We start from the raw sequence: 21391 nt of genomic DNA on the forward strand, positions 1-21391 counted from the left end.
TCCCGTGGGAGAGGGTTGGGGTGAGGGCAACAGGCCGCACTTAGCCGCGATCGTAATCGTCTTCCAACCTGCGCTCGTCCTCTTCTAACCGACGCCTGTCGTCGTCCAGCTGACGCTGACGCTCGTCTAAGCGGCGGCGTCTGTCTTCGAGCTGCCGACGACGATCGTCGTACTGTCGGCTGTCGATTTGACGGCTGCGGTCGTAACGATCGTCGTCATCGTCATTACGGCTGCTGCTGGGGTTGTAGGCATCGTTGATCGCCTGCTGAATGTTGCCAATGGCGTCATCAATCACATCGGCATGCGCCAGTTGGCTTGTGAGTGACAGCAGACCAAATAACAGAGCGGTAGAGTAACGTTTCATAAGGCCAGACTCGCAGGTGAACTGGCCTTACGGTAATGAATGGCTGGGAACCGGGGTAGCGGAGGATTCTCAAATTACCATCACCTTCCGCAGCGCCTGCGCCAGCTGCTGGCGGGTAAACGGCTTACGCAGTAACGGAACGTCCGGCAGTTGCGGGTTATGCGCCGGGCGCAAATCCTGCCCGCTGATCAGCAGCACCGGAAGCTGCGGATAATGGCTGCGCACATGGTTAATCACCTCGGCTCCGCTCAGGCTTCCGGGCAGCATCAGATCGCTGATAAACATGCCAATATCCGGCGACGCCGCCAGCATGTTCAGGGCCTGTTCGCCGCTGTCCGCTTCGAGCGTCAGGTAGCCAAGCTGATGCAGCTGTTCGCACAGGGTCTGGCGAACGTCCGCCTCATCTTCCAGCACCAGTACAAGCCGCTCGTTATCCACGGACGTTGTGGCAGCCAGCGCTTCATCCTCCGAAACGGCGGGCAGCGTCGAGCGCGGGAGGTGGAGCCGCACGGTCGTTCCTTGTCCCGGCGCGCTTTCGATCTCTACCCGCCCCCCGGACTGACGCACAAAACCGTACACCATCGACAGGCCCAGCCCGCTTCCGCTTCCGGTCTGCTTGGTGGTGAAGAACGGTTCAAAAACCCGGGATTTCACCTCCTGCGACATCCCGCTGCCGCGATCGATGACCTCCAGCGCTACCATATCCTGCCTGCGTCCGTCGCTGCGGGTCACGCGCTGGTTCCAGGTGCGAATTTTGATCGCCCCGCTCTGGCCTTCCATCGCATCCCGGGCGTTCATCACCAGGTTGATAATGGCGTTTTCCAGCTGGCTGACGTCAATCCACGCAGGCCATGCCGGGGTTTGCGCTTCAATCTCCAGGGTAAGCGTGGCGGGCAGCGAGTGGCGCATCAGTTCCCGAAGGTTTTCCAGCAGGGGCAGCATTTCTACTGCATGCGGCGTCAGGGACTGTTTGCGGGAAAACGCCAGCAGCCGCTGGGTCAGCAGCGCGCCGCGTTCGGCAGCCTTCAGCGCACGGGTAATGCGCGGCGCGTCGTTTGATTCGGGATCGGTCAACTCAAGGCTGCCGATAATTACCGCCAGCAGGTTGTTAAAATCATGCGCCAGCCCGCCGGTCAGCTGTCCGACGGCCTTCATCTTCTGGCTGTGCAGCAGCGCCTCTTCCAGCCCCTGACGCTCGATGCGGTCGATCTCCATCTGCGTGGTTTTCTCTTTCAGCAGACGCGTGGTGTGCTCAAGCGAGGCGGTGTTGCGGGCAAAAACGTTAAACGCGCGCGCCAGCTCGCCCAGCTCGTCGCGCCGCTGCAGCGCAGGAACAGAAACATCCTGTTCACCGTGGGCAAGTCGCGACATCGCCCGGGAGATGGCCGTCAGGTTGGAGCCCAGATTGCGGTAGATATACCAGCAGGCGCAGCCGGTGATGATCAGCGCCAGCACGGCGAAGATGCTGATAAACACGCTGATGGATTGCAACTCGTGATGGCTCTGGGCCGTGCGAAGCCGGGAAGCCTGCGCCACCTGTTCAACGTACTGATTAATATCGCTATTAAGGATCGCCACCAGCGCCTTAATGTGGAACATATACCAGCTGATGGACAGATCGCTCTCCTCCAGCTGCTTCGACAGCGGGGCAAGCTTGCGCAGCTCGGCGTTAAAATCGGGCAGAACGCCCTCCACGACCGGCTGTATGGCGCTTCGGGGCAGCGTGGCGGTCACGGCGTCCAGCTGCTGAACGGTAGCACGCGGCGAAGGTGTATCAATCGCGGCCGCGATCAGCCGATCCATCTCCATCAGCTGCCGCGCGTCCGGCACGTTGCTGCCGAAGCGGCGGTTGATGTCCTGAAGATGGCGTAAATAGCTCTGGCTTTGATAGAGCGAGCTCAGCAGCGCGTTACGCTCAAGATGCCGCTTTTGCCCGCGCTCCAGCATCCCCGTTACGCTTTGCTGTAATTCATTGCTTCTGCGAATAATCCGCGCCACCAGCGCCGGCTCCTGCTGCGCCAGCGGGGCATCCGCCAGCTGTTCCAGCGAGCGGCGCAGCGCCGTTTGCATCTGCTTCAGCCGCTCGGCCTCGCCTTTGTACTCCAGCGCCCCTACCACCTGCGAAAGCCGCACCGCCGCCGTTGCCACGTTGGCCGTGTCGCGCGCGAGGTTCATGCTCCCGGTCATGTCGTCCAGCGTTTGCTGTTGGACCTGCTCCTGGATCTGGCTGGCATGACGAAAGCCGAGCACCGCCACGCCGCTCACCATCAGCGTGACGGCGACCACCAGCAGGTTAAATATCAGCAGGCGACCGCGGGCGCTGGAGAAGAACGGGGGGCGTGAAGACATGTTGACTCCGTAACTGTGATCCACATTCGCTATTCATAACTATGACAAATATGAACAGCTTCTGACATTTTGCATTTACGCACCTGTGATGAAGTGCAGATATCGACATTCACAGGAGATCCGCCATGAGCAGAACCCCGGTTTTAGAGATGCGCCACATTGCCAAAACCTTTGGCAATTTCCACGCGCTCAAGGGCGTGGATTTGACGGTCTTCCCCGGTGAGATCCACGCGCTGATGGGGGAAAACGGCGCGGGAAAAAGCACGCTGATGAAGATCCTCGCGGGGGCCTATACCGCCACCGGCGGCGAGATCCTGATCGACGGCCAGCCGTTTCACATCAAAGGGCCGAAGGACGCGCTGGCCGCAGGCATTACCCTGATTTACCAGGAGATGCAGCTCGCCCCCAATCTGACCGTCGCGGAAAATATCTTCCTCGGCAGCGAGTTGTCGCGCGGCGGGCTGGTGCAGCGCAAGGAGATGGCCGCCCAGGCGCAGGCGGTGATTGACCGTCTCGGCGCGCAGTTCAGCGCCACCGACCTGGTGATGAAGCTGACCATCGCCGAGCAGCAGCAGGTGGAAATCGCCCGCGCGCTGCACCGCAACAGCCGCATCCTGGTGATGGACGAACCCACCGCCGCCCTCTCCTCCCGCGAAACCCACCGCCTGTTCGAACTGATTTTGCGCCTGCGCGATGAAGGGATGGCGATCATCTATATCAGCCACCGCATGGCGGAAGTGTATGAACTCTCTGACCGCGTGAGCGTTCTGCGCGACGGGCAGTACGTCGGCAGCCTGACGCGCGACAAGCTGAACGCGTCTGAACTGGTGAAGATGATGGTGGGCCGCCCGCTCAGCGATCTGTTCAACAAAGAGCGCGATATCCCTCTCGGCAGCCCGCGTCTCAACGTGCACCACCTCACCGACGGTAAAAAAGTGCAGCCATGCAGCCTGCAGGTGCGCTCCGGTGAAATCGTCGGGCTGGCGGGGCTGGTCGGGGCCGGACGCTCCGAGCTGGCGCAGTTGATTTTCGGCGTGCGCAAGGCCACCGGCGGGATGATTGAGGTGGACGGCGAGCCGGTGGTGATCCACTCCCCGCGCGCGGCCATTGAAAACGGGATTGGTTTTCTCACCGAGAACCGCAAGGAGCAGGGGCTGTTTCTGGAGCTGGCGGCGCAGGAGAACATCACCATGGCGACGCTGGAGCGCGACGCCACCTTCGGCATGCTTAACCGCAAAAAAGCCCAGTCCATTTCCGATGATGCTATCGCCCTGCTTAACATCCGCGTGCCCCATTCTCAGGTGCGCGCGGGCGGGCTCTCCGGCGGCAACCAGCAAAAGCTGCTGATCTCCCGCTGGGTGGCGATTGGCCCGCGCATTCTGATTCTCGACGAACCCACGCGCGGGGTGGACGTCGGTGCCAAAAGCGAGATCTACCGCATCATGAACCAGATGGCGCGCAAGGGGGTGGCGATTCTGATGATCTCCAGCGAGCTGCCGGAAGTGGTAGGCATGAGCGACCGGGTGTACGTAATGCGGGAAGGCAGCATTGCGGGTGAACTGCACGGGCGCGACATCTCTCAGGAAAATATTATGACGCTGGCAACCGGCGTGAACGACACACATCATCAGGCGGTGCAATCATGACAACTCCAACCCATCCGCAGCAGGTGGCGAAATCCGCCTCCGCCAAAAAAATGCTGATGAGCGATCTGATGCAAACGGTCGGCATTTTGCCGATTTTAATCCTGATTGTGGCGGTGTTTGGCTTTATCGCCCCGAACTTCTTTACCGAAAGTAACCTGCTCAACATTACCCGTCAGGCGTCGATCAACATCGTGCTGGCGGCGGGAATGACCTTCATCATTCTGACCGGCGGGATTGACCTCTCCGTGGGCTCGATTCTCGGCACCACGGCGGTGGCGGCGATGGTGGTCTCGCTTATTCCTGAATTCGCGATGCTCTCCATTCCGGCGGCGCTGATGCTCGGCATGGTGCTGGGGCTGTTCAACGGCGCGCTGGTGGCCTTCGCCGGGCTGCCGCCGTTTATCGTCACGCTCGGCACCTATACGGCGCTGCGAGGCGCGGCGTATCTGCTGGCGGACGGCACCACGGTGATTAACTCCAACATCAGCTTCGAGTGGATCGGCAATAACTACCTCGGCCCGATTCCGTGGCTCGTAGTCATTGCCCTGGCGGTCATCGCTATCTGCTGGTTCATCCTGCGCCGCACCACGCTCGGCGTTCATATCTACGCGGTCGGCGGCAACATGCAGGCGGCGCGCTTAACCGGCATCAAAGTCTGGCTGGTGCTGCTTTTTGTCTACGGCATGAGCGGCCTGCTCTCCGGCCTCGGCGGGGTGATGAGCGCCTCGCGCCTCTACAGCGCCAACGGCAACCTCGGCACGGGTTACGAGTTGGATGCGATTGCGGCGGTGATCCTCGGCGGCACCAGCTTCGTCGGCGGGATCGGCACGATCACCGGCACGCTGGTGGGGGCGCTGATCATCGCCACCCTCAACAACGGCATGACGCTGATGGGCGTCTCCTACTTCTGGCAGCTGGTGATCAAAGGGGCGGTGATCATCATAGCGGTGCTGATCGACAAATACCGTACCCGACATCATCAAAGTGCATAACAACAATACCCTACAAGCGAGGAAGACAAGATGCGTTTGAAACCCTTAGTGACCGCGCTCTGTGCTGGCGCCCTGCTGGCCGCAACGCCGTTTGCGCAGGCAAAAGATCTGAAGTCCATCGGCGTGACGGTGGGCGACCTGGCTAACCCGTTCTTCGTGCAGATCACCAAAGGTGCCGAGCTGGAAGCACGCAAGCTGGCTGGCGATAACGTCAAGGTGACGCTGGTTTCCAGCGGGTACGATCTGGGCCAGCAGGTGTCGCAGATCGATAACTTCATCGCCGCGAAGGTGGACATGATCATCCTCAACGCTGCGGATTCCAAAGGGATCGGCCCGGCGGTGAAGCGAGCCAAAGAAGCGGGGATCGTGGTCGTGGCGGTGGACGTGGCGGCGGAAGGGGCCGATGCGACCATCACCTCCGATAATACCCAGGCGGGGGAAATGGCCTGTAAGTACATTACCGACCGCCTGAAAGGCAAAGGCAACGTGGTGATCATCAATGGACCGCCGGTCTCCGCGGTGCAGAACCGCGTGGAAGGCTGCCAGACGGAATTCAAAAAACATCCTGACATCAAGGTGCTCTCGGACAACCAGAATGCCAAAGGCAGTCGTGAAGGCGGGCTGGAAGTGATGACCTCTCTGCTGGCGGCCAATCCGAAGATCGACGGCGTATTCGCGATTAACGATCCGACCGCGATCGGCGCCGATCTGGCGGCGAAACAGGCCCAGCGCAACGAGTTCTTTATCGTCGGCGTGGACGGTTCCCCGGACGGTGAAGAGGCGCTGAAGCGCGAAAACTCCCTGTTTGTGGCGACCCCGGCGCAGGATCCGCAGGTGATGGCGGCGAAGGCGGTGGAGATCGGCTATGACATTCTGCAGGGCAAACCTGCGCCGAAAGAGCCTGTGCTGATCCCGGTGACGATGATCGATAAAAAGAACGTCGGCACGTATAAGGGGTGGACGGTTAAATGATCCTTTTCCCTCTCCCACAGGGAGAGGGAGCTGTTTTCAAGGAGTCCCCATGAAACGCTCCGACATTAACGAAATCCTCGGCCACACGCGGCAATTTTTTTCCATGCACGACGTGCATCTCCCGCCGTTTGCCAGCTTTCCCCCCACAAAATGGCAGCAGCTTGATCGGGCCGCGTGGCAGGAAGTGTTTGACCTCAAGCTCGGCTGGGACGTGACCGCTTTCGGCGGCAACAGCTTTGCCGCGCAGGGTCTGACCCTGTTTACCCTGCGCAACGGCTCCCCCAACGGCGTGCCCTATGAGAAGTGCTACGCCGAAAAAATCATGCACGTGCGCGACGGCCAGGTGACGCCGATGCATTTTCACTGGCGCAAGCGGGAGGACATCATTAACCGGGGCGGCGGGAACCTGATTATTGAGTTATGGAATGCGGGAGCGCATGAAGAGACCGAAAACACCGACGTGACCGTCACCGTCGACGGCTGCCGCCAGACCCACGCCCCCGGCAGCCAGCTGCGCCTCACACCAGGGGAAAGCATCTGTCTCACGCCCGGCCTGTATCACAGCTTCTGGGGCGAACGCGGCTTTGGCGACGTGCTTGTGGGCGAAGTGTCGTCGGTGAATGACGACGAGCACGACAACCACTTTTTGCAGCCCGTTGCCCGCTATAACAACATCGAAGAAGACGAACCGGCGGTGCTGGTGCTGTGCAACGAGTACAACCTGTTTCGGAGATAAGGAGTGAATGATGCCACTGATTTCTCTTGCCGACGGTCTTGAGCACGCCAGGAAACACCGCTACGCGCTGGGCGCGTTCAACGTGCTCGACTCCCATTTCCTGCGCGCGCTGTTTGCCGCCGCAAAGCAGGAACGCTCGCCGTTTATCATCAACATCGCCGAAGTGCACTTTAAGTATGTTTCCCTGGATTCGCTGGTCGAAGCGGTCAAGTTCGAAGCCGCCCGTCACGATATTCCGGTGGTGCTGAATCTCGACCACGGCCTGCATTTCGAGGCCGTCGTGCGCGCCCTGCGCCTGGGGTTTAGCTCGGTGATGTTCGACGGCTCGACGCTGAGCTACGAGGAGAACATTCGTCAGACCCGGGAAGTGGTGAAGATGTGCCACGCGGTGGGCGTCTCGGTGGAGGCGGAACTGGGCGCGGTCGGCGGGGATGAAGGCGGCGCGCTGTACGGACATGCGGATGAAGCGTTCTTCACCGATCCGCAGCTGGCGCGCGAATTTGTTGATTCAACCGGCATCGACGCGCTGGCCGTCGCCATCGGCAACGCACACGGCAAGTATAAAGGCGAGCCGAAGCTCGATTTCCCGCGCCTGGAGGCCATTCGTCAGCAGACGGGACTGCCGCTGGTTTTACACGGCGGCTCCGGGATTAGCGATGCCGACTTCCGCCGCGCCATCGAGCTGGGCATTCATAAAATCAATTTCTATACCGGCATGTCGCAGGCCGCGCTCGCCGCCGTGGAGCAGCGCATGGCGAACAGCCAGCCGCTGTACGACGAGTTTGCCGAACTGCTGCTCGGCATTGAAGAAGCGATTACCGATACGGTCGCCGAACAGATGCGCATCTTCGGCAGCGCGGGGCAGGCATGATGGAACGCAAAGGTATCATCGCCGCAGGCAATATGCTGGTGGACCACGTCCACCAGATCGTGCAGTGGCCGGAGCGCGGCTGGCTGGCGGAAATCACCCACAGCGAACGCTCAACCGGCGGCGCGCCGCTCAACGTCCTGCTGACGCTGGCAAAAATGCACGTTGGCCTGCCGCTGCAGGCGGTGGGGCTGATTGGCGAAGACGGCGACGGGGACTACATTCTGGCAATGCTCGACCAGTACCACGTCAACCGCCAGCGCGTACAGCGCACCACCTTTGCGCCAACCTCCATGTCGCAGGTGATGACCGATCCCAGCGGACAGCGCACCTTTTTCCACTCGCCCGGAGCCAACCGCCTGCTGGATCTTCCCGCCTTCGATCGCTTAGACGGATCGATGAAGATCTTCCATCTCGGCTATCTCCTGCTGCTCGACAGCCTAGATATGCCCGATGACGAATTTGGCACCCGCAGCGCGCGACTGCTGGCGCAGATGCGTGACCAGGGGTATGAAACCTCGCTCGATCTGGTTTCCCGCAAGGGCGACCCGCGCTATCAGCCGCTGGTGCTCCCTGCCCTTCGCCATCTCGACTATCTGGTAATTAACGAGCTGGAGGCCGGTGAGTTTAGCGGCCTGACAATGCGTGACGAAAACGATGCCCCGCACATTGCCCATATCGCGGACGCCGCGGCGCAGCTGCTGGCGGCCGGCGTACGCCAGCGGGTGGTGATCCACTGTCCGGAAGGCGCATGGGGAGAAGCTTGCGGTGAAGCGGGTCGCTGGATCCCGTCATGGATGCTGGAGCAGGAAGAGATTATCGGCAGCGTCGGCGCGGGCGATGCCTTTTGCGCGGGCTTTTTATACGGCTGCCATGAATCGCTGCCGCTGACAGAAAGTATTTATCTGGCGCACGCCTGCGCGCGGGCAAGCCTGCTGGCCGCCAATGCGATTGACGGCGCAAAAACGCTGGCCGAGCTGCAGGCGTTTATTCGCGAGAGTATTTAATTTAACAATAATTGCGATTTTTCATTACAGTTCTATGAATTTTATATTCCCGAACTACACTCTCTCCATCTGGCATATTCGGCGTGGGCAGCACTCTGTCCGCACGCTTTTCCGAAATGAGATAGAAAGAGGACAAGGGAAAAATGTTCGCAGTCATCATCATCGGTATTTTCATTATCAGCGTTATTTATGCGCATTCCCGCGGCAAAGAAAAACAGACGCTTTCCCGTCAGCTCTTCGACCATTCGACGTTTATGGCGCCCATCAATATGTTTATGACGGCGTTTTCTTCCCTGCCCGCCAGGCAGCCTTTCTTTGAAACAGAGCGCTTCCCGGAATTAAATAAGCTGACGGAAAACTGGCTGGTTATTCGCGAAGAGGCGCTGCGTTTGCAGCATCATATTAAGGCAGCGGAAAATAATAACGACGCCGGCTTTAACACCTTTTTTAAACGCGGCTGGAAACGTTTTTATCTGAAGTGGTATGCCGATGCCCATCCCTCCGCGCAGTCTTTATGCCCGGTGACGACCCGGCTGGTGAGTGAAATCCCTTCGGTGAAGGCGGCCATGTTTGCCGAGCTGCCGGCGGGTGCAAAGCTTGGCAAGCACCGGGATCCGTATGCGGGCTCGGTTCGTTACCATCTGGGCTTATTCACCCCGAATGACGATCGCTGCTTTATTGAAGTCGACGGGCAGCGCCACAGCTGGCGGGATGGTGAAGCCGTTATTTTTGATGAGACCTACGTCCACTGGGCAGAAAATAAATCGGATCAAACGCGCATTATTCTCTTCTGCGATATCGAGCGTCCGATGAAATGGCGCTGGGCGCAGGCGGTTAACCATTGGGTGGGAACCACGCTGATGTCTGCGGCCAGGTCACCGAATGACGAGAATGACAGCACCGGCGGCATTAACCGCATTTTTAAATACGTTCATGCGGGCCGCGAACGGGGGCAGCGTCTGAAAAAAAGGAACCGTAAGGCCTATTACGCCCTCAAGTATTTGTGCATCATCGCGATTTTTGCCGCCATCATTGTTCCGGCAATAACGTAAGCCTTATGCCGCTTGTTCGGGCCGGCTCACGTCAGTGGCAAACACGTAACCCAACCCGCGGATGGTTTTGATGAGCGCAGGCTGATGCGGGTTAGCCTCTATTTTCCGGCGCAGGCGCATGATCAGCACGTCAATCGTGCGGTCGAACACGTCGGCGCTTTCGCTGTGGGTCAGCTCAAGCAGCCGATCGCGGCTCAGCACCCGGCGGGCATTTTGCGTGAGCGCCAGCAGCAGGCCGTACTCGCCCTGGGTTAAGGGCACGGTATTACGCTGCGGATCAATCAGCTCACAGCGGGCGGTGTCCAGCGTCCAGTCGTTGAAGGTTATCCCCGCTGCACGTGGCATCGGCGCTTCGGCTGCCAGCGCTCCGGTACGACGCAGCACGGCCTTAACGCGAGCCACCACCACGCGTGGATTAAACGGTTTGCCAATATAATCGTCAGCCCCCATCTCCAGCCCCACCACCACGTCTGATTCACTGCCCAGCCCGGTTAACATGATCACCGGTAGCGCCGGGCGCTGCTTTTGCAGTTGCAGCAAAACCTGCAGGCCGTTGATGTCCGGCAGCATCATATCCAGCAGAACAAGGGCGATAGCCGGCTCCTGTTGGACCTGCCGCAGCGCATCCTGGCCGTTGTGGCAGACAAGTACGCTAAAGACATGCTCGCTCAGCACATCCTGCAGCAGTTCACACACTGCCATATCGTCATCAACCACCAGAATCGCCGGTTTCATCATATGCTTCCGTCAGGGGATTATGTTAAGTCTGAACCATTCTGCCGTCGGCTCCAGTGAAATGAATTTTTCCGTGACGGAAATTCAACCCATGTCACATCCGCCGCTCATTCGACACGTCAATTTTGACGATTGTCTGCTTTTCGTCAGGGATTTCGCCGGGAATGCACCGTAAAGCCGGTGAGTAACCCCACTAAAAACATGGCATAGAAGCTGCATTAGTCGGTGCGAAAGATTTGATTAACTGGAGCAGACTGATGAAAAAAGTCGTCACGGTTTGCCCTTATTGTGCCTCAGGTTGCAAGATCCACCTGGTGGTCGATAACGGCAAAATCGTCCGGGCGGAGGCCGCTCAGGGGAAAACCAACCAGGGCACGCTGTGCCTGAAGGGGTATTACGGCTGGGATTTTATTAACGATACACAAATCCTCACCCCACGCCTGAAAAACCCTATGATCCGCCGCGAGCGCGGCGGCAAGCTGGAAGCCGTCTCCTGGAACGAGGCGCTGGATTACGTCGCCACGCGCCTGAGTGCCATTAAGGCCAAGTATGGCCCGGATGCCATTCAGACCACCGGCTCCTCACGCGGGACCGGGAATGAAACCAACTACGTGATGCAAAAATTCGCGCGCGCCGTTATTGGTACCAATAACGTCGACTGCTGCGCTCGCGTCTGACACGGCCCATCGGTTGCAGGTCTGCACCAGTCGGTCGGTAACGGCGCAATGAGTAATGCCATCAACGAGATAGATAACACCGATCTGGTGTTTATCTTCGGTTATAACCCAGCGGATTCTCACCCTATCGTCGCGAACCACGTGATTCGCGCTAAACAGAACGGGGCGAAAATCATCGTCTGCGATCCGCGCAAAATCGAAACCGCGCGCATTGCGGATATGCACATTGCATTGAAAAACGGCTCAAACATCGCGCTGTTGAACGCAATGGGACACGTCATTATTGAGGAGAACCTGTACGACCAGGCGTTTGTCGCGACCCGTACAGAAGGCTTTGAAGAGTATAAGAAAATAGTCGAGGGCTATACGCCTGAATCCGTCGAAGCGATAACCGGCGTCAGCGCGCAGGAGATTCGTCAGGCGGCCAGAATGTATGCCGGGGCAAAAACCGCCGCCATTCTCTGGGGCATGGGCGTGACCCAGTTCTACCAGGGCGTGGAAACGGTACGTTCTCTGACGAGTCTCGCGATGCTGACCGGGAATCTGGGCAAAGCGCACGTCGGCGTTAACCCGGTTCGCGGCCAGAATAACGTCCAGGGTGCCTGCGACATGGGCGCGCTGCCGGACACGTATCCGGGCTACCAGTACGTGAAGTACCCGGAAAACCGCGAGAAGTTCGCGAAGGCCTGGGGCGTAGAGAGCCTGCCGGCACACACCGGCTATCGCATCAGCGAGCTGCCGCACCGCGCGGCGCACGGTGAAGTGCGGGCGGCCTACATCATGGGTGAAGATCCGCTCCAGACCGACGCCGAGCTGTCTGCGGTGCGCAAAGGCTTTGAGGATCTGGAGCTGGTGATTGTCCAGGATATCTTCATGACCAAAACCGCGGCGGCGGCGGATGTGATTCTCCCGTCGACCTCCTGGGGCGAGCATGAAGGCGTCTACACGGCGGCGGACCGCGGCTTCCAGCGCTTCTTTAAGGCGGTCGAGCCGAAGTGGGATTTGAAAACGGACTGGCAGATCATCAGCGAAATCGCCACCCGCATGGGCTACCCGATGCACTACAACAACACCCAGGAGATCTGGGACGAGCTGCGGCATCTGTGCCCGGACTTTTATGGGGCAACCTATGAAAAAATGGGTGAGCTGGGCTACATCCAGTGGCCGTGCCGGGACGAGTCGGAGGCTGACCAGGGGACGTCGTATCTCTTTAAAGAGAAATTTGACACGCCGAACGGGCTGGCGCAGTTCTTCACCTGCGACTGGGTTGCGCCGATCGATAAACTCACCGACGAATACCCGATGGTGCTCTCTACCGTGCGTGAAGTAGGCCACTACTCCTGTCGTTCAATGACCGGCAACTGCGCCGCGCTGGCGGCGCTGGCGGACGAACCGGGCTACGCGCAGATCAACACCGCCGACGCCGAACGGCTCGGTATTGAAGATGAAGCGCTGGTGTGGGTGAATTCGCGCAAAGGCCGCATCATTACCCGCGCGCAGGTCAGCGACCGTCCAAACAAAGGGGCGGTCTATATGACCTACCAGTGGTGGATTGGCGCCTGTAACGAGCTGGTGACGGAGAACCTCAGCCCGATAACCAAAACGCCGGAGTATAAATACTGCGCCGTAAACGTGGAGCCAATAGCGGATCAACACGCTGCGGAACAGTATGTGATCGACGAATATAACAAGCTGAAAGCACGGCTGCGTGAAAGCGCAATGGGTTGAAGCCGTTAATTAATCGTTGAATAAAGGGAGTGAGTTATTCACTCCCTTTTTATTTCCGCTTAAAACATTAAAAATATAAATTATTATTCTGGAAAGCGGCTCGCAAAATAATGTAATTCGCGCAGAACAGAATTACATCTTTGCATTTTAATTCAGAAGGATAAGATGTGTGGCGGGTGCTTAAGACTTTCTGTCTTGAGCATTGTTGAGGGACAGAAAGTGGAAAGCCCCGGGAAATTTTCATTCACCCGAGGCTACCCCTCAACTACCAACAGGTTGAGAGTAGCCTCTTATTCTTTTTTTGACAAGGAGTAAAAGGCATGACGCCATTAAAAACTGCGTTAGGCATCGTCTTTATTATCTGCCTGACGATAGTGATATTTACCTTTATTACTCGCGGTAGACTGTGCGAGTTTTCAATAAAGAGTGAACATCAGGAGGTGGCGGCGAAATTAGCCTGCGTGGCAGGCTAACCTCTACGGGCGAAACCACGGTTTCGCCCGGCTTGTAGGATGCTGAGGTCTTAATGCACCCATTTTTTTCTTTTGCTACCGCGATTATACTGCGCGGCGTGTACCCAGATGATAAGAATCCATGAAAGCCATTTTTCTGTTGTTGTTATTTTTTACGTCGTTCGCCCGCGCGGATGAGATAGGCAGCCAGTATCAGAAGCAGGCGGAAGCCGGCGATGCCCGCGCCCAGTATTATCTCGCCGATACCTGGTTCAGCTCCGGTGACAGAAAGCAGGCAGCGTTGTGGGCCGAGAAAGCCGCGAAAGGCGGTGATGTCGACGCCATGGGGTTACTCTCGCAGATCCTCTTTACGCAGGGGGATTACGCTCAGGCTAAAGCGCTGGCGCAGCAGGCCACCATCGCCGGCAGCAAGCGCGGCACGATTATGCTGGCGCGTATTATGGTGAACACGCAGGCGGGTAAAACCGACTATCCTCAGGCCATCAAGCTCCTGCAAACGGCGGCCGAAGATATCGACAACGACTCGGCGGTCGATGCGCAACTGCTGCTGGGGCTGATTTATGCCAACGGTGTAGAGGTGCCGCAGGATGACGTACAGGCGGCATCATGGTTTAAGCGCAGCTCGTCCCTGTCACGTACGGGCTATGCGGAGTACTGGGCAGGGATGCTGTTCCAGCAGGGTGAGAAAGGCTTTATCACGCCGAATAAGCAGAAAGCGCTCTACTGGCTAAACCTGAGCTGTACCGAAGGGTTTGATACGGGGTGTGAGGAGTTTGATGCGTTGAGCGGAGAATAACGTGCCGGGTGGCGGCTTCGCCTTACCCGGCCTACAAAACCCGTAGGCCCGGTAAGCGCAGCGCCACCGGGCTTAGGATGTTACTGGTCAGCCGTCTTATCAAAACGACCCAGCACTTCGCGTTCATACGCCAGCGCTTTTTTACGGTCGAATTTGTGTTCCCACTTGGCGATCACCAGCACCGCCAGCGCATTACCCACCACGTTCAGCGCGGTACGCGCCATGTCGAGGATACGGTCCACACCGGCAATAAACGCCAGGCCTTCCAGCGGAATGCCCACGCTGCCCAGCGTCGCCAGCAGCACCACGAAGGAGACGCCCGGCACGCCTGCGATGCCCTTTGAGGTCACCATCAGCGTCATAACCAGTACGATCTCCTGCCACAGTGACAGGTCAATGCCGTATAGCTGCGCGATAAAGATCGCCGCAATACTCTGGTACAACGTCGAGCCATCCAGGTTAAAGGAGTAGCCGGTCGGCACCACGAAGCTCGTTATCGACGCTGGCGCGCCGTACGCCTCCATCTTCTCAATGATACGCGGCAGTACGCTCTCGGAGCTTGCCGTGGAGTAGGCCAGAATCAGCTCATCCTTCAGGATGCGGATCAGGATCCAGATGCTGAGCCCGCACAAGCGCGCCACAATGCCCAGCACCACCAGCGCGAAGAACAGAATCGCGAAGTGCACCAGAATCACCAGCTTCGCCAGCGGCCACAGGGAGGCAAAGCCGAAGTTCGCTACGGTCACCGCAATCAGCGCGAACACCCCAACCGGCGCGTAGCGCATCACCATGTGGGTCACTTTGAACATGGTTTCGGAGATAGAGCGGAACACGGTCACCAGCGGCTCGCGGTGCGTCGCTGGCAGGGAGGAGAGCCCCAGACCAAACAGCACCGAGAAGAAGATGATCGGCAGCATCTCGCCTTTCGCCATGGAAGCAATGATGTTGGTCGGCACCAGCGACAGAATAGTCCCCATCAGACCATGGGAATGGCTCTGCACATCAGCGGTGGTGCTTTGGTATTTCGAAATATCCACCGTCGCCAGCTGCGACATATCGATCCCGGAACCCGGCTGGAAGACGTTCGCCAGCGTTATGCCGAGGATAATCGCAACCGTGGTGATCACTTCGAAATAGAGAATAGTTTTCGCGCCAATGCGACCTAACTGCTTCGCATCGCCGACGCCCGCGATACCGACCACCAGCGTCGAGATCACAATGGGCACCACAATCATCTTAATCAGATGAATAAAAATATCGCCTGCCGGAGAGAGCAGGTTCGCAATCAGCCACTCGCGGCTGTCGCTATGATAATGAAGATAACTGCCCAGCAAGATGCCCAGCACAAGGGCCAGCAGGATCTGCCAGGCCAGGCTGACTTTCAAATTTTTCATAGAAACTGACTTCCTCAATGAAATCTCCGCACCAGCAAAACTGCATGAATATGGAGACATACTGAAAGGGTATGAATTGTGTTGCGTTGGTTTATGGGATTTTTTAACGCGGCGTATGAGTATCATTTGCGCGGCCTGTTGCGCAAGCCTTAAAGAACGACGCATTTCACTATCAAAAGCGGTTATGACGCGAGTTTGTCATAATTCTGATAAATAACCTTTTGTTATAAAAACGCTTTTTTATAAAGAATTGTGAATAATCGGCATCGTGAATTATTTCCCTTCAAAGTTTCATTCGCTCAATTTTCAACCTGTTCAAACAATGCGTGATCTGTCGCCCAAATACTAAACAAAGCTTGCAAAGCCCCTACTATTAACGTTTTTGCGACATATTATTAACATCTTACAAGGAGAAAAAAAGCCATGAGCCAAATACACAAACACGACATTCCCGCAAACATTGCGGACCGTTGCCTGATCACCCCGGAGCAGTACCACGAGAAATATCAGCAATCTGTTACCAACCCGGACGCCTTCTGGGGCGAGCAGGGTCACATCCTTGACTGGATCAAACCTTATCAGAAGGTGAAGAATACCTCTTTCGCGCCAGGCAACGTCTCCATTAAATGGTATGAAGACGGCACGCTGAACCTGGCGGCGAACTGCCTTGACCGCCATCTTGCCGAACGCGGCAACGAAACGGCCATTATCTGGGAAGGCGACGATGCCTCTCAGAGCAAGCACATCTCTTATAAAGAGCTGCACCGCGACGTCTGCCGCTTCGCTAACGTGCTGCTGGACCAGGGGATTAAAAAAGGCGACGTGGTGGCGATCTACATGCCGATGGTGCCGGAAGCGGCAGTAGCTATGCTCGCCTGCGCGCGTATTGGCGCGATCCACTCCGTCATCTTCGGCGGCTTCTCCCCTGAAGCGGTTGCCGGGCGCATCGTTGACTCGAACTCGAAGCTGGTGATCACCGCCGACGAGGGCGTACGCGCCGGGCGCGGTATTCCGCTGAAGAAAAACGTCGATGAAGCGCTGAAAAACCCGAACGTCAAATCCATCAATAACGTCATTGTCCTCAAGCGTACCGGCGGCAAGATCGACTGGCACGAGGGGCGTGACCTGTGGTGGAGCGACCTGATTGAAAAAGCGAGCGACCAGCATCAGCCGGAAGAGATGAACGCGGAAGATCCGCTGTTTATTCTTTACACCTCCGGCTCAACCGGTAAACCGAAAGGCGTACTGCACACCACCGGCGGCTATCTGGTCTATGCGGCCACCACCTTCAAATACGTCTTCGACTACCATCCGGGCGACATCTACTGGTGTACCGCCGACGTGGGCTGGGTCACCGGACACAGCTACCTGCTGTACGGCCCGCTGGCCTGCGGCGCAACGACGCTGATGTTTGAGGGCGTACCGAACTGGCCGACCCCGGCGCGCATGTGTCAGGTGGTCGATAAGCACCAGGTCAACATTCTTTACACCGCGCCAACGGCGATCCGCGCGTTAATGGCGGAAGGTGATAAGGCCATCGAGGGCACCGACCGCTCCTCATTGCGCATCCTCGGCTCCGTGGGCGAGCCCATCAACCCGGAAGCCTGGGAGTGGTACTGGAAGAAAATCGGTAACGAGAAGTGCCCGGTGATGGACACCTGGTGGCAGACCGAAACCGGCGGCTTCATGATCACCCCAATGCCGGGCGCCACGCAGCTGAAGGCCGGCTCGGCAACCCGTCCGTTCTTCGGCGTGCAGCCTGCGCTGGTGGATAACGAAGGTAATCCGCAGGAAGGCGCTACCGAGGGTAACCTGGTGATCACAGACTCCTGGCCGGGCCAGGCGCGCACGCTGTTTGGCGATCACGAGCGCTTCGAGCAGACCTACTTCTCGACCTTTAAAAACATGTACTTCAGCGGCGACGGCGCGCGCCGGGATGAAGATGGTTATTACTGGATCACCGGACGCGTGGACGACGTGCTGAACGTTTCCGGCCACCGTCTGGGTACGGCAGAGATTGAGTCCGCGCTGGTGTCGCATCCGAAGATTGCCGAAGCGGCGGTGGTCGGCATTCCTCACAACATCAAGGGCCAGGCGATCTACGCCTACGTCACCCTGAACCACGGTGAAGAGCCGTCGCCGGAGCTGTATACCGAGGTGCGCAACTGGGTACGTAAAGAGATTGGCCCGCTTGCCACGCCGGACGTACTGCACTGGACAGACTCGCTGCCGAAAACCCGTTCCGGCAAGATTATGCGCCGTATCCTGCGCAAAATCGCGGCAGGCGATACCAGCAACCTCGGCGATACCTCAACGCTTGCCGATCCTGGCGTGGTGGACAAACTGCTCGAAGAGAAGCAGGCCATCGCAATGCCATCGTAGTGTTTTCTCCCTCTCCCCGTGGGAGAGGGCCGGGGTGAGGGCATCAGACCGCACCTTCCTCCCCTCACCCTAACCCTCTCCCCATAGGGGAGAGGGGATAAAACAAACCAACCTTACCTCTGGAGATTTCTGTGATGAATAACGATATTTGTCAGCAGATAGAGAATAGTGCGCACTACAGGGAGCTCGTCGATAAGCGGCAACGGTTTGCCTTCACCCTTTCCATCATCATGCTGATTATCTACGTCGGCTTTATTCTGCTGATCGCCTTTGCGCCGCACTGGCTGGGCACCCCGTTACATGAGGGCACCAGCGTGACGCGCGGTATCCCCATTGGCATTGGCGTGATCGTGATTTCGTTTGTGCTGACCGGCGTCTACGTCTGGCGCGCGAACGGTGAGTTCGATCGTCTTAATAAAGCGGTACTGCAAGAGGTAAAAGCATCATGAAGCGAGTCCTGACGGCGCTAGCCGCCACACTTCCCTTTGCCGCCCACGCGGCGGATGCCATTACCGGCGAGGTACAGCGCCAGCCAACCAACTGGCAGGCGATTATCATGTTCCTGATTTTCGTGGTGCTGACGCTGTACATTACGTACTGGGCGTCGAAACGCGTTCGCTCCCGTAACGATTACTACACTGCGGGCGGCAACATTACCGGCTTCCAGAACGGCCTGGCGATTGCGGGTGACTTTATGTCCGCCGCCTCGTTCCTCGGGATATCCGCGCTGGTGTACACCTCCGGCTATGACGGCCTGATCTACTCCCTCGGCTTCCTCGTCGGCTGGCCGATCATTCTGTTCCTGATTGCCGAACGCTTGCGCAACCTGGGACGTTACACCTTCGCTGACGTGGCATCCTATCGCCTGAAGCAGGGGCCGATTCGTACCCTCTCCGCCTGCGGCTCGCTGGTGGTGGTGGCGCTGTATCTGATCGCCCAGATGGTGGGCGCGGGCAAGCTTATCGAACTGCTGTTTGGCCTGAACTACCACGTCGCGGTGGTGCTGGTGGGCGTGCTGATGGTGATGTACGTTCTGTTCGGCGGCATGCTGGCCACCACCTGGGTGCAGATCATCAAAGCCGTACTGCTGCTGTTCGGCGCGAGCTTTATGGCCTTTATGGTGATGAAACACGTCGGCTTCAGCTTCAATAACCTGTTCACCGAAGCGATGGCTGTCCACCCGAAAGGAGAAGCGATCATGAGCCCTGGCGGGCTGGTGAAAGATCCGATCTCCGCGCTCTCTCTCGGTCTCGGCCTGATGTTTGGTACCGCTGGCCTGCCGCACATTCTGATGCGTTTCTTCACGGTGTCAGACGCGCGTGAAGCGCGTAAGAGCGTCTTCTACGCCACCGGCTTTATGGGTTACTTCTACATCCTGACCTTTATCATCGGCTTCGGCGCGATCATGCTGGTGGGCGCGAACCCGGCGTTTAAAGACGCGGCGGGTGCGCTGATTGGCGGTAACAACATGGCGGCGGTGCACCTGGCCGACGCGGTGGGCGGCAACCTGTTCCTCGGCTTTATCTCCGCCGTGGCCTTCGCCACCATCCTTGCGGTGGTCGCCGGGCTGACGCTGGCGGGCGCGTCTGCGGTATCGCACGACCTCTACGCCAACGTCTTCCGTAAAGGCGCGAGCGAGCGCGACGAGCTGAAGGTTTCCAAAATCACCGTGCTGGTGCTGGGCGTGGTCGCTATTCTGCTGGGGATCCTGTTTGAGAAGCAGAACATCGCCTTCATGGTGGGGCTGGCCTTCTCGATTGCGGCAAGCTGTAACTTCCCAATCATTCTGCTCTCCATGTACTGGTCCAAACTGACCACCCGTGGGGCGATGATAGGCGGCTGGCTCGGCCTGCTGACAGCGGTAATTCTGATGATCCTCGGCCCGACCATCTGGGTGCAGATCCTCGGTCACGAAAGCGCTATCTTCCCGTACGAGTACCCGGCGCTGTTCTCCATTGCCGTGGCGTTTATCGGTATCTGGGTCTTCTCGGCTACCGACAACTCGCCGGAGGGTAACCTGGAGCGTGAGAAATTCCGCGCCCAGTTTATCCGCTCGCAGACCGGCCTCGGCGTTGAGCAGGGCCGCGCGCACTAAGCCTTTCTCCCCGGTTACTCTGGCCGGGGAGCTTAAAACATCACCCACGCCACCAGCGGCGCAATCAGCACCATCGTTACGCCCGAGAGCATCATCACCAGGCTTGCAACGACCCCTTCCTGCTGACCCAGCTCATACGAACGCGCCGTGCCTGCCCCGTGAGATGCCGCGCCAAACCCTGCTCCTTTCGCCATCCCTTCCCGAATGGACAGCCGCAGAAACAGCACATCCCCCACCGCCATGCCGAATACGCCGGTGACGACCACAAACAGCGCCACCAGATCCGGCTGCCCGCCGAGCGGTTTAGCCGCTGCCAGCGCAAACGGCGTGGTCACCGAGCGCACGGCCAGGCTGCGCTGAATTTCATCGGAGAGGGTAAACAGCCGCGCCAGCCAGACGGAGCTACAGACCGCCACCACCGTCGCGGTGACGACGCCCGCGCTGAGCGACATCCAGTGGCGTTTGATAATGGCGAGGTTGTCATACACCGGCACCGCAAAGGCGATAGTCGCCGGGCCGAGCAGCCACAGCAGCCAGTGGGATTCACCAATGTAGTTCTGCCAGGAGATATGGCCGAAGACCAGCATCAGCACCAGCAGGATCGGCGTGAAGACCAGCGGCATCAGCGGCAGCGTGCGAAAGCGGCGATACAGGCGCTTGTTGGCAAAGTAGATGGCGACCGTCACGATCAGGCACAGCACGCTTATCTGAAAGTTAGTCATGCTTTTGCCTGCTGATTTCGAACCGGTACACCTTATCCACCACCCAGGCGGTGGCACCCAGCACCATCAGCGTGCTCAGGGCAATAACCGCGAAGATGCGCCAGCCGTCGACCATCAGCAGCTGCGCATAGTTCACCACCGCCACCACGGCCGGAACGAAGAACAGCAGCATCTCCGCCAGCAGCCAGCGCGCGCCGGCGCGCACCCAGCTGAGGGGCAACGCGCGGCAGAGGATCAGCACCAGCATCAGCACCATTCCCACCAGGTTGGCGGGTAAAGGCAGGTGCAGCCAGTCGACAAGGTATTCCGCAAAAATAAACAGTCCCGCGTAGAGCAGTACCTGAACCGGGACCTGGAGTCGTTGCACAACGGCAGGCGTAACACGGCTTAACGCCACGGCCAT

General features: G+C 58.4%; 19 protein-coding genes. 13 read left to right on the forward strand and 6 right to left on the reverse strand.

Annotated features, from left to right (window positions below):
• Nucleotides 1-40: 40 nt before the first annotated feature.
• Nucleotides 41-364, reverse strand: a complete 324-nt coding sequence (yjdP, locus tag APT89_RS16970; protein ID WP_047362632.1) for a DDRRRQL repeat protein YjdP — start codon at nt 362-364, stop codon at nt 41-43.
• Nucleotides 365-433: 69 nt separating this feature from the next.
• Entirely contained in the window at nt 434-2713 is a 2280-nt protein-coding gene (locus APT89_RS16975; RefSeq protein WP_041911518.1) for an ATP-binding protein, read from the reverse strand.
• Between the two features lie 125 nt (nt 2714-2838).
• On the opposite strand from APT89_RS16975, the gene APT89_RS16980 reads away from it, so the two are divergent.
• The 7 genes from APT89_RS16980 (at nt 2839) to lpxO (ending at nt 9986) form a co-directional block, all read left to right on the forward strand.
• Nucleotides 2839-4359: a sugar ABC transporter ATP-binding protein gene (locus tag APT89_RS16980; protein WP_028015199.1), complete on the forward strand. Its 1521-nt coding sequence runs from the start codon at nt 2839-2841 to the stop codon at nt 4357-4359.
• Nucleotides 4356-5351 carry an ABC transporter permease subunit gene (locus APT89_RS16985; protein ID WP_032662554.1) on the forward strand — a complete coding sequence of 332 codons (996 nt, stop codon included), beginning with the start codon at nt 4356-4358 and terminating at the stop codon, nt 5349-5351. Before APT89_RS16980 ends, APT89_RS16985 begins: the two co-directional genes overlap by 4 nt.
• A gap of 30 nt (nt 5352-5381) precedes the next feature.
• Nucleotides 5382-6323: an ABC transporter substrate-binding protein gene (locus tag APT89_RS16990; protein ID WP_028015197.1), complete on the forward strand. Its 942-nt coding sequence runs from the start codon at nt 5382-5384 to the stop codon at nt 6321-6323.
• Nucleotides 6324-6372: 49 nt separating this feature from the next.
• Entirely contained in the window at nt 6373-7059 is a 687-nt protein-coding gene (locus APT89_RS16995) for a D-lyxose/D-mannose isomerase (RefSeq protein WP_060573087.1), read from the forward strand.
• A 10-nt stretch (nt 7060-7069) separates the two neighbouring features.
• Nucleotides 7070-7930, forward strand: coding sequence for a ketose 1,6-bisphosphate aldolase (locus APT89_RS17000; RefSeq protein ID WP_060573090.1), 861 nt, complete (start codon nt 7070-7072; stop codon nt 7928-7930).
• The gene (locus tag APT89_RS17005; RefSeq protein WP_060573092.1) at nt 7930-8934 is read left to right on the forward strand and encodes a carbohydrate kinase family protein; all 1005 of its coding nucleotides are present in this window, start codon (nt 7930-7932) and stop codon (nt 8932-8934) included. The genes APT89_RS17000 and APT89_RS17005 overlap by 1 nt, the downstream gene beginning before the upstream one ends.
• Before the next feature lie 143 nt (nt 8935-9077).
• On the forward strand, nt 9078-9986 hold the full coding sequence (lpxO, locus tag APT89_RS17010) for a lipid A hydroxylase LpxO (RefSeq protein ID WP_021242939.1): 909 nt from the start codon (nt 9078-9080) through the stop codon (nt 9984-9986).
• 3 nt (nt 9987-9989) lie between these two features.
• On the opposite strand, the gene APT89_RS17015 is transcribed toward lpxO, so the two are convergent.
• Entirely contained in the window at nt 9990-10721 is a 732-nt protein-coding gene (locus tag APT89_RS17015; protein WP_041911524.1) for a response regulator, read from the reverse strand.
• A gap of 257 nt (nt 10722-10978) precedes the next feature.
• Here APT89_RS17015 and fdhF point away from each other — a divergent pair, with 257 nt between their 5' ends.
• The 3 genes from fdhF (at nt 10979) to APT89_RS17035 (ending at nt 14395) form a co-directional block, all read left to right on the forward strand.
• Nucleotides 10979-13126, forward strand: a complete 2148-nt coding sequence (gene fdhF / locus APT89_RS17025) for a formate dehydrogenase subunit alpha (protein ID WP_082632954.1) — start codon at nt 10979-10981, stop codon at nt 13124-13126.
• Between the two features lie 320 nt (nt 13127-13446).
• Nucleotides 13447-13599 (forward strand): Hok/Gef family protein, encoded by a 153-nt coding sequence (locus APT89_RS17030; RefSeq protein ID WP_028015189.1) that lies wholly within the window; start codon nt 13447-13449, stop codon nt 13597-13599.
• 121 nt (nt 13600-13720) lie between these two features.
• Nucleotides 13721-14395, forward strand: coding sequence for a tetratricopeptide repeat protein (locus APT89_RS17035; RefSeq protein ID WP_028015188.1), 675 nt, complete (start codon nt 13721-13723; stop codon nt 14393-14395).
• An 80-nt stretch (nt 14396-14475) separates the two neighbouring features.
• Here the strand turns inward: APT89_RS17035 and gltP are convergent, their stop codons facing one another.
• Entirely contained in the window at nt 14476-15789 is a 1314-nt protein-coding gene (gltP, locus tag APT89_RS17040) for a glutamate/aspartate:proton symporter GltP (protein WP_060573095.1), read from the reverse strand.
• 423 nt (nt 15790-16212) lie between these two features.
• Here gltP and acs point away from each other — a divergent pair, with 423 nt between their 5' ends.
• The 3 genes from acs to actP all read left to right on the forward strand — a co-directional run bounded on the left by acs (nt 16213) and on the right by actP (nt 20266).
• Nucleotides 16213-18171, forward strand: a complete 1959-nt coding sequence (acs, locus tag APT89_RS17045; protein WP_041911526.1) for an acetate--CoA ligase — start codon at nt 16213-16215, stop codon at nt 18169-18171.
• A gap of 134 nt (nt 18172-18305) precedes the next feature.
• Nucleotides 18306-18620: a DUF485 domain-containing protein gene (locus APT89_RS17050; protein ID WP_028015185.1), complete on the forward strand. Its 315-nt coding sequence runs from the start codon at nt 18306-18308 to the stop codon at nt 18618-18620.
• Nucleotides 18617-20266 carry a cation/acetate symporter ActP gene (actP, locus tag APT89_RS17055; RefSeq protein WP_045261053.1) on the forward strand — a complete coding sequence of 550 codons (1650 nt, stop codon included), beginning with the start codon at nt 18617-18619 and terminating at the stop codon, nt 20264-20266. Before APT89_RS17050 ends, actP begins: the two co-directional genes overlap by 4 nt.
• 32 nt (nt 20267-20298) lie before the next feature.
• Here the strand turns inward: actP and APT89_RS17060 are convergent, their stop codons facing one another.
• Together APT89_RS17060 and APT89_RS17065 are read right to left on the reverse strand one after the other, a co-directional pair.
• On the reverse strand, nt 20299-20988 hold the full coding sequence (locus tag APT89_RS17060; RefSeq protein ID WP_045630755.1) for an LrgB family protein: 690 nt from the start codon (nt 20986-20988) through the stop codon (nt 20299-20301).
• Nucleotides 20981-21391 carry a CidA/LrgA family protein gene (locus APT89_RS17065; protein WP_028015182.1) on the reverse strand — a complete coding sequence of 137 codons (411 nt, stop codon included), beginning with the start codon at nt 21389-21391 and terminating at the stop codon, nt 20981-20983. The genes APT89_RS17060 and APT89_RS17065 overlap by 8 nt, the downstream gene beginning before the upstream one ends.

Origin of the sequence: Enterobacter sp. 50588862 (assembly GCF_001462935.1) — a bacterium.
In the GTDB taxonomy this organism is placed as follows: domain Bacteria; phylum Pseudomonadota; class Gammaproteobacteria; order Enterobacterales; family Enterobacteriaceae; genus Enterobacter; species Enterobacter bugandensis.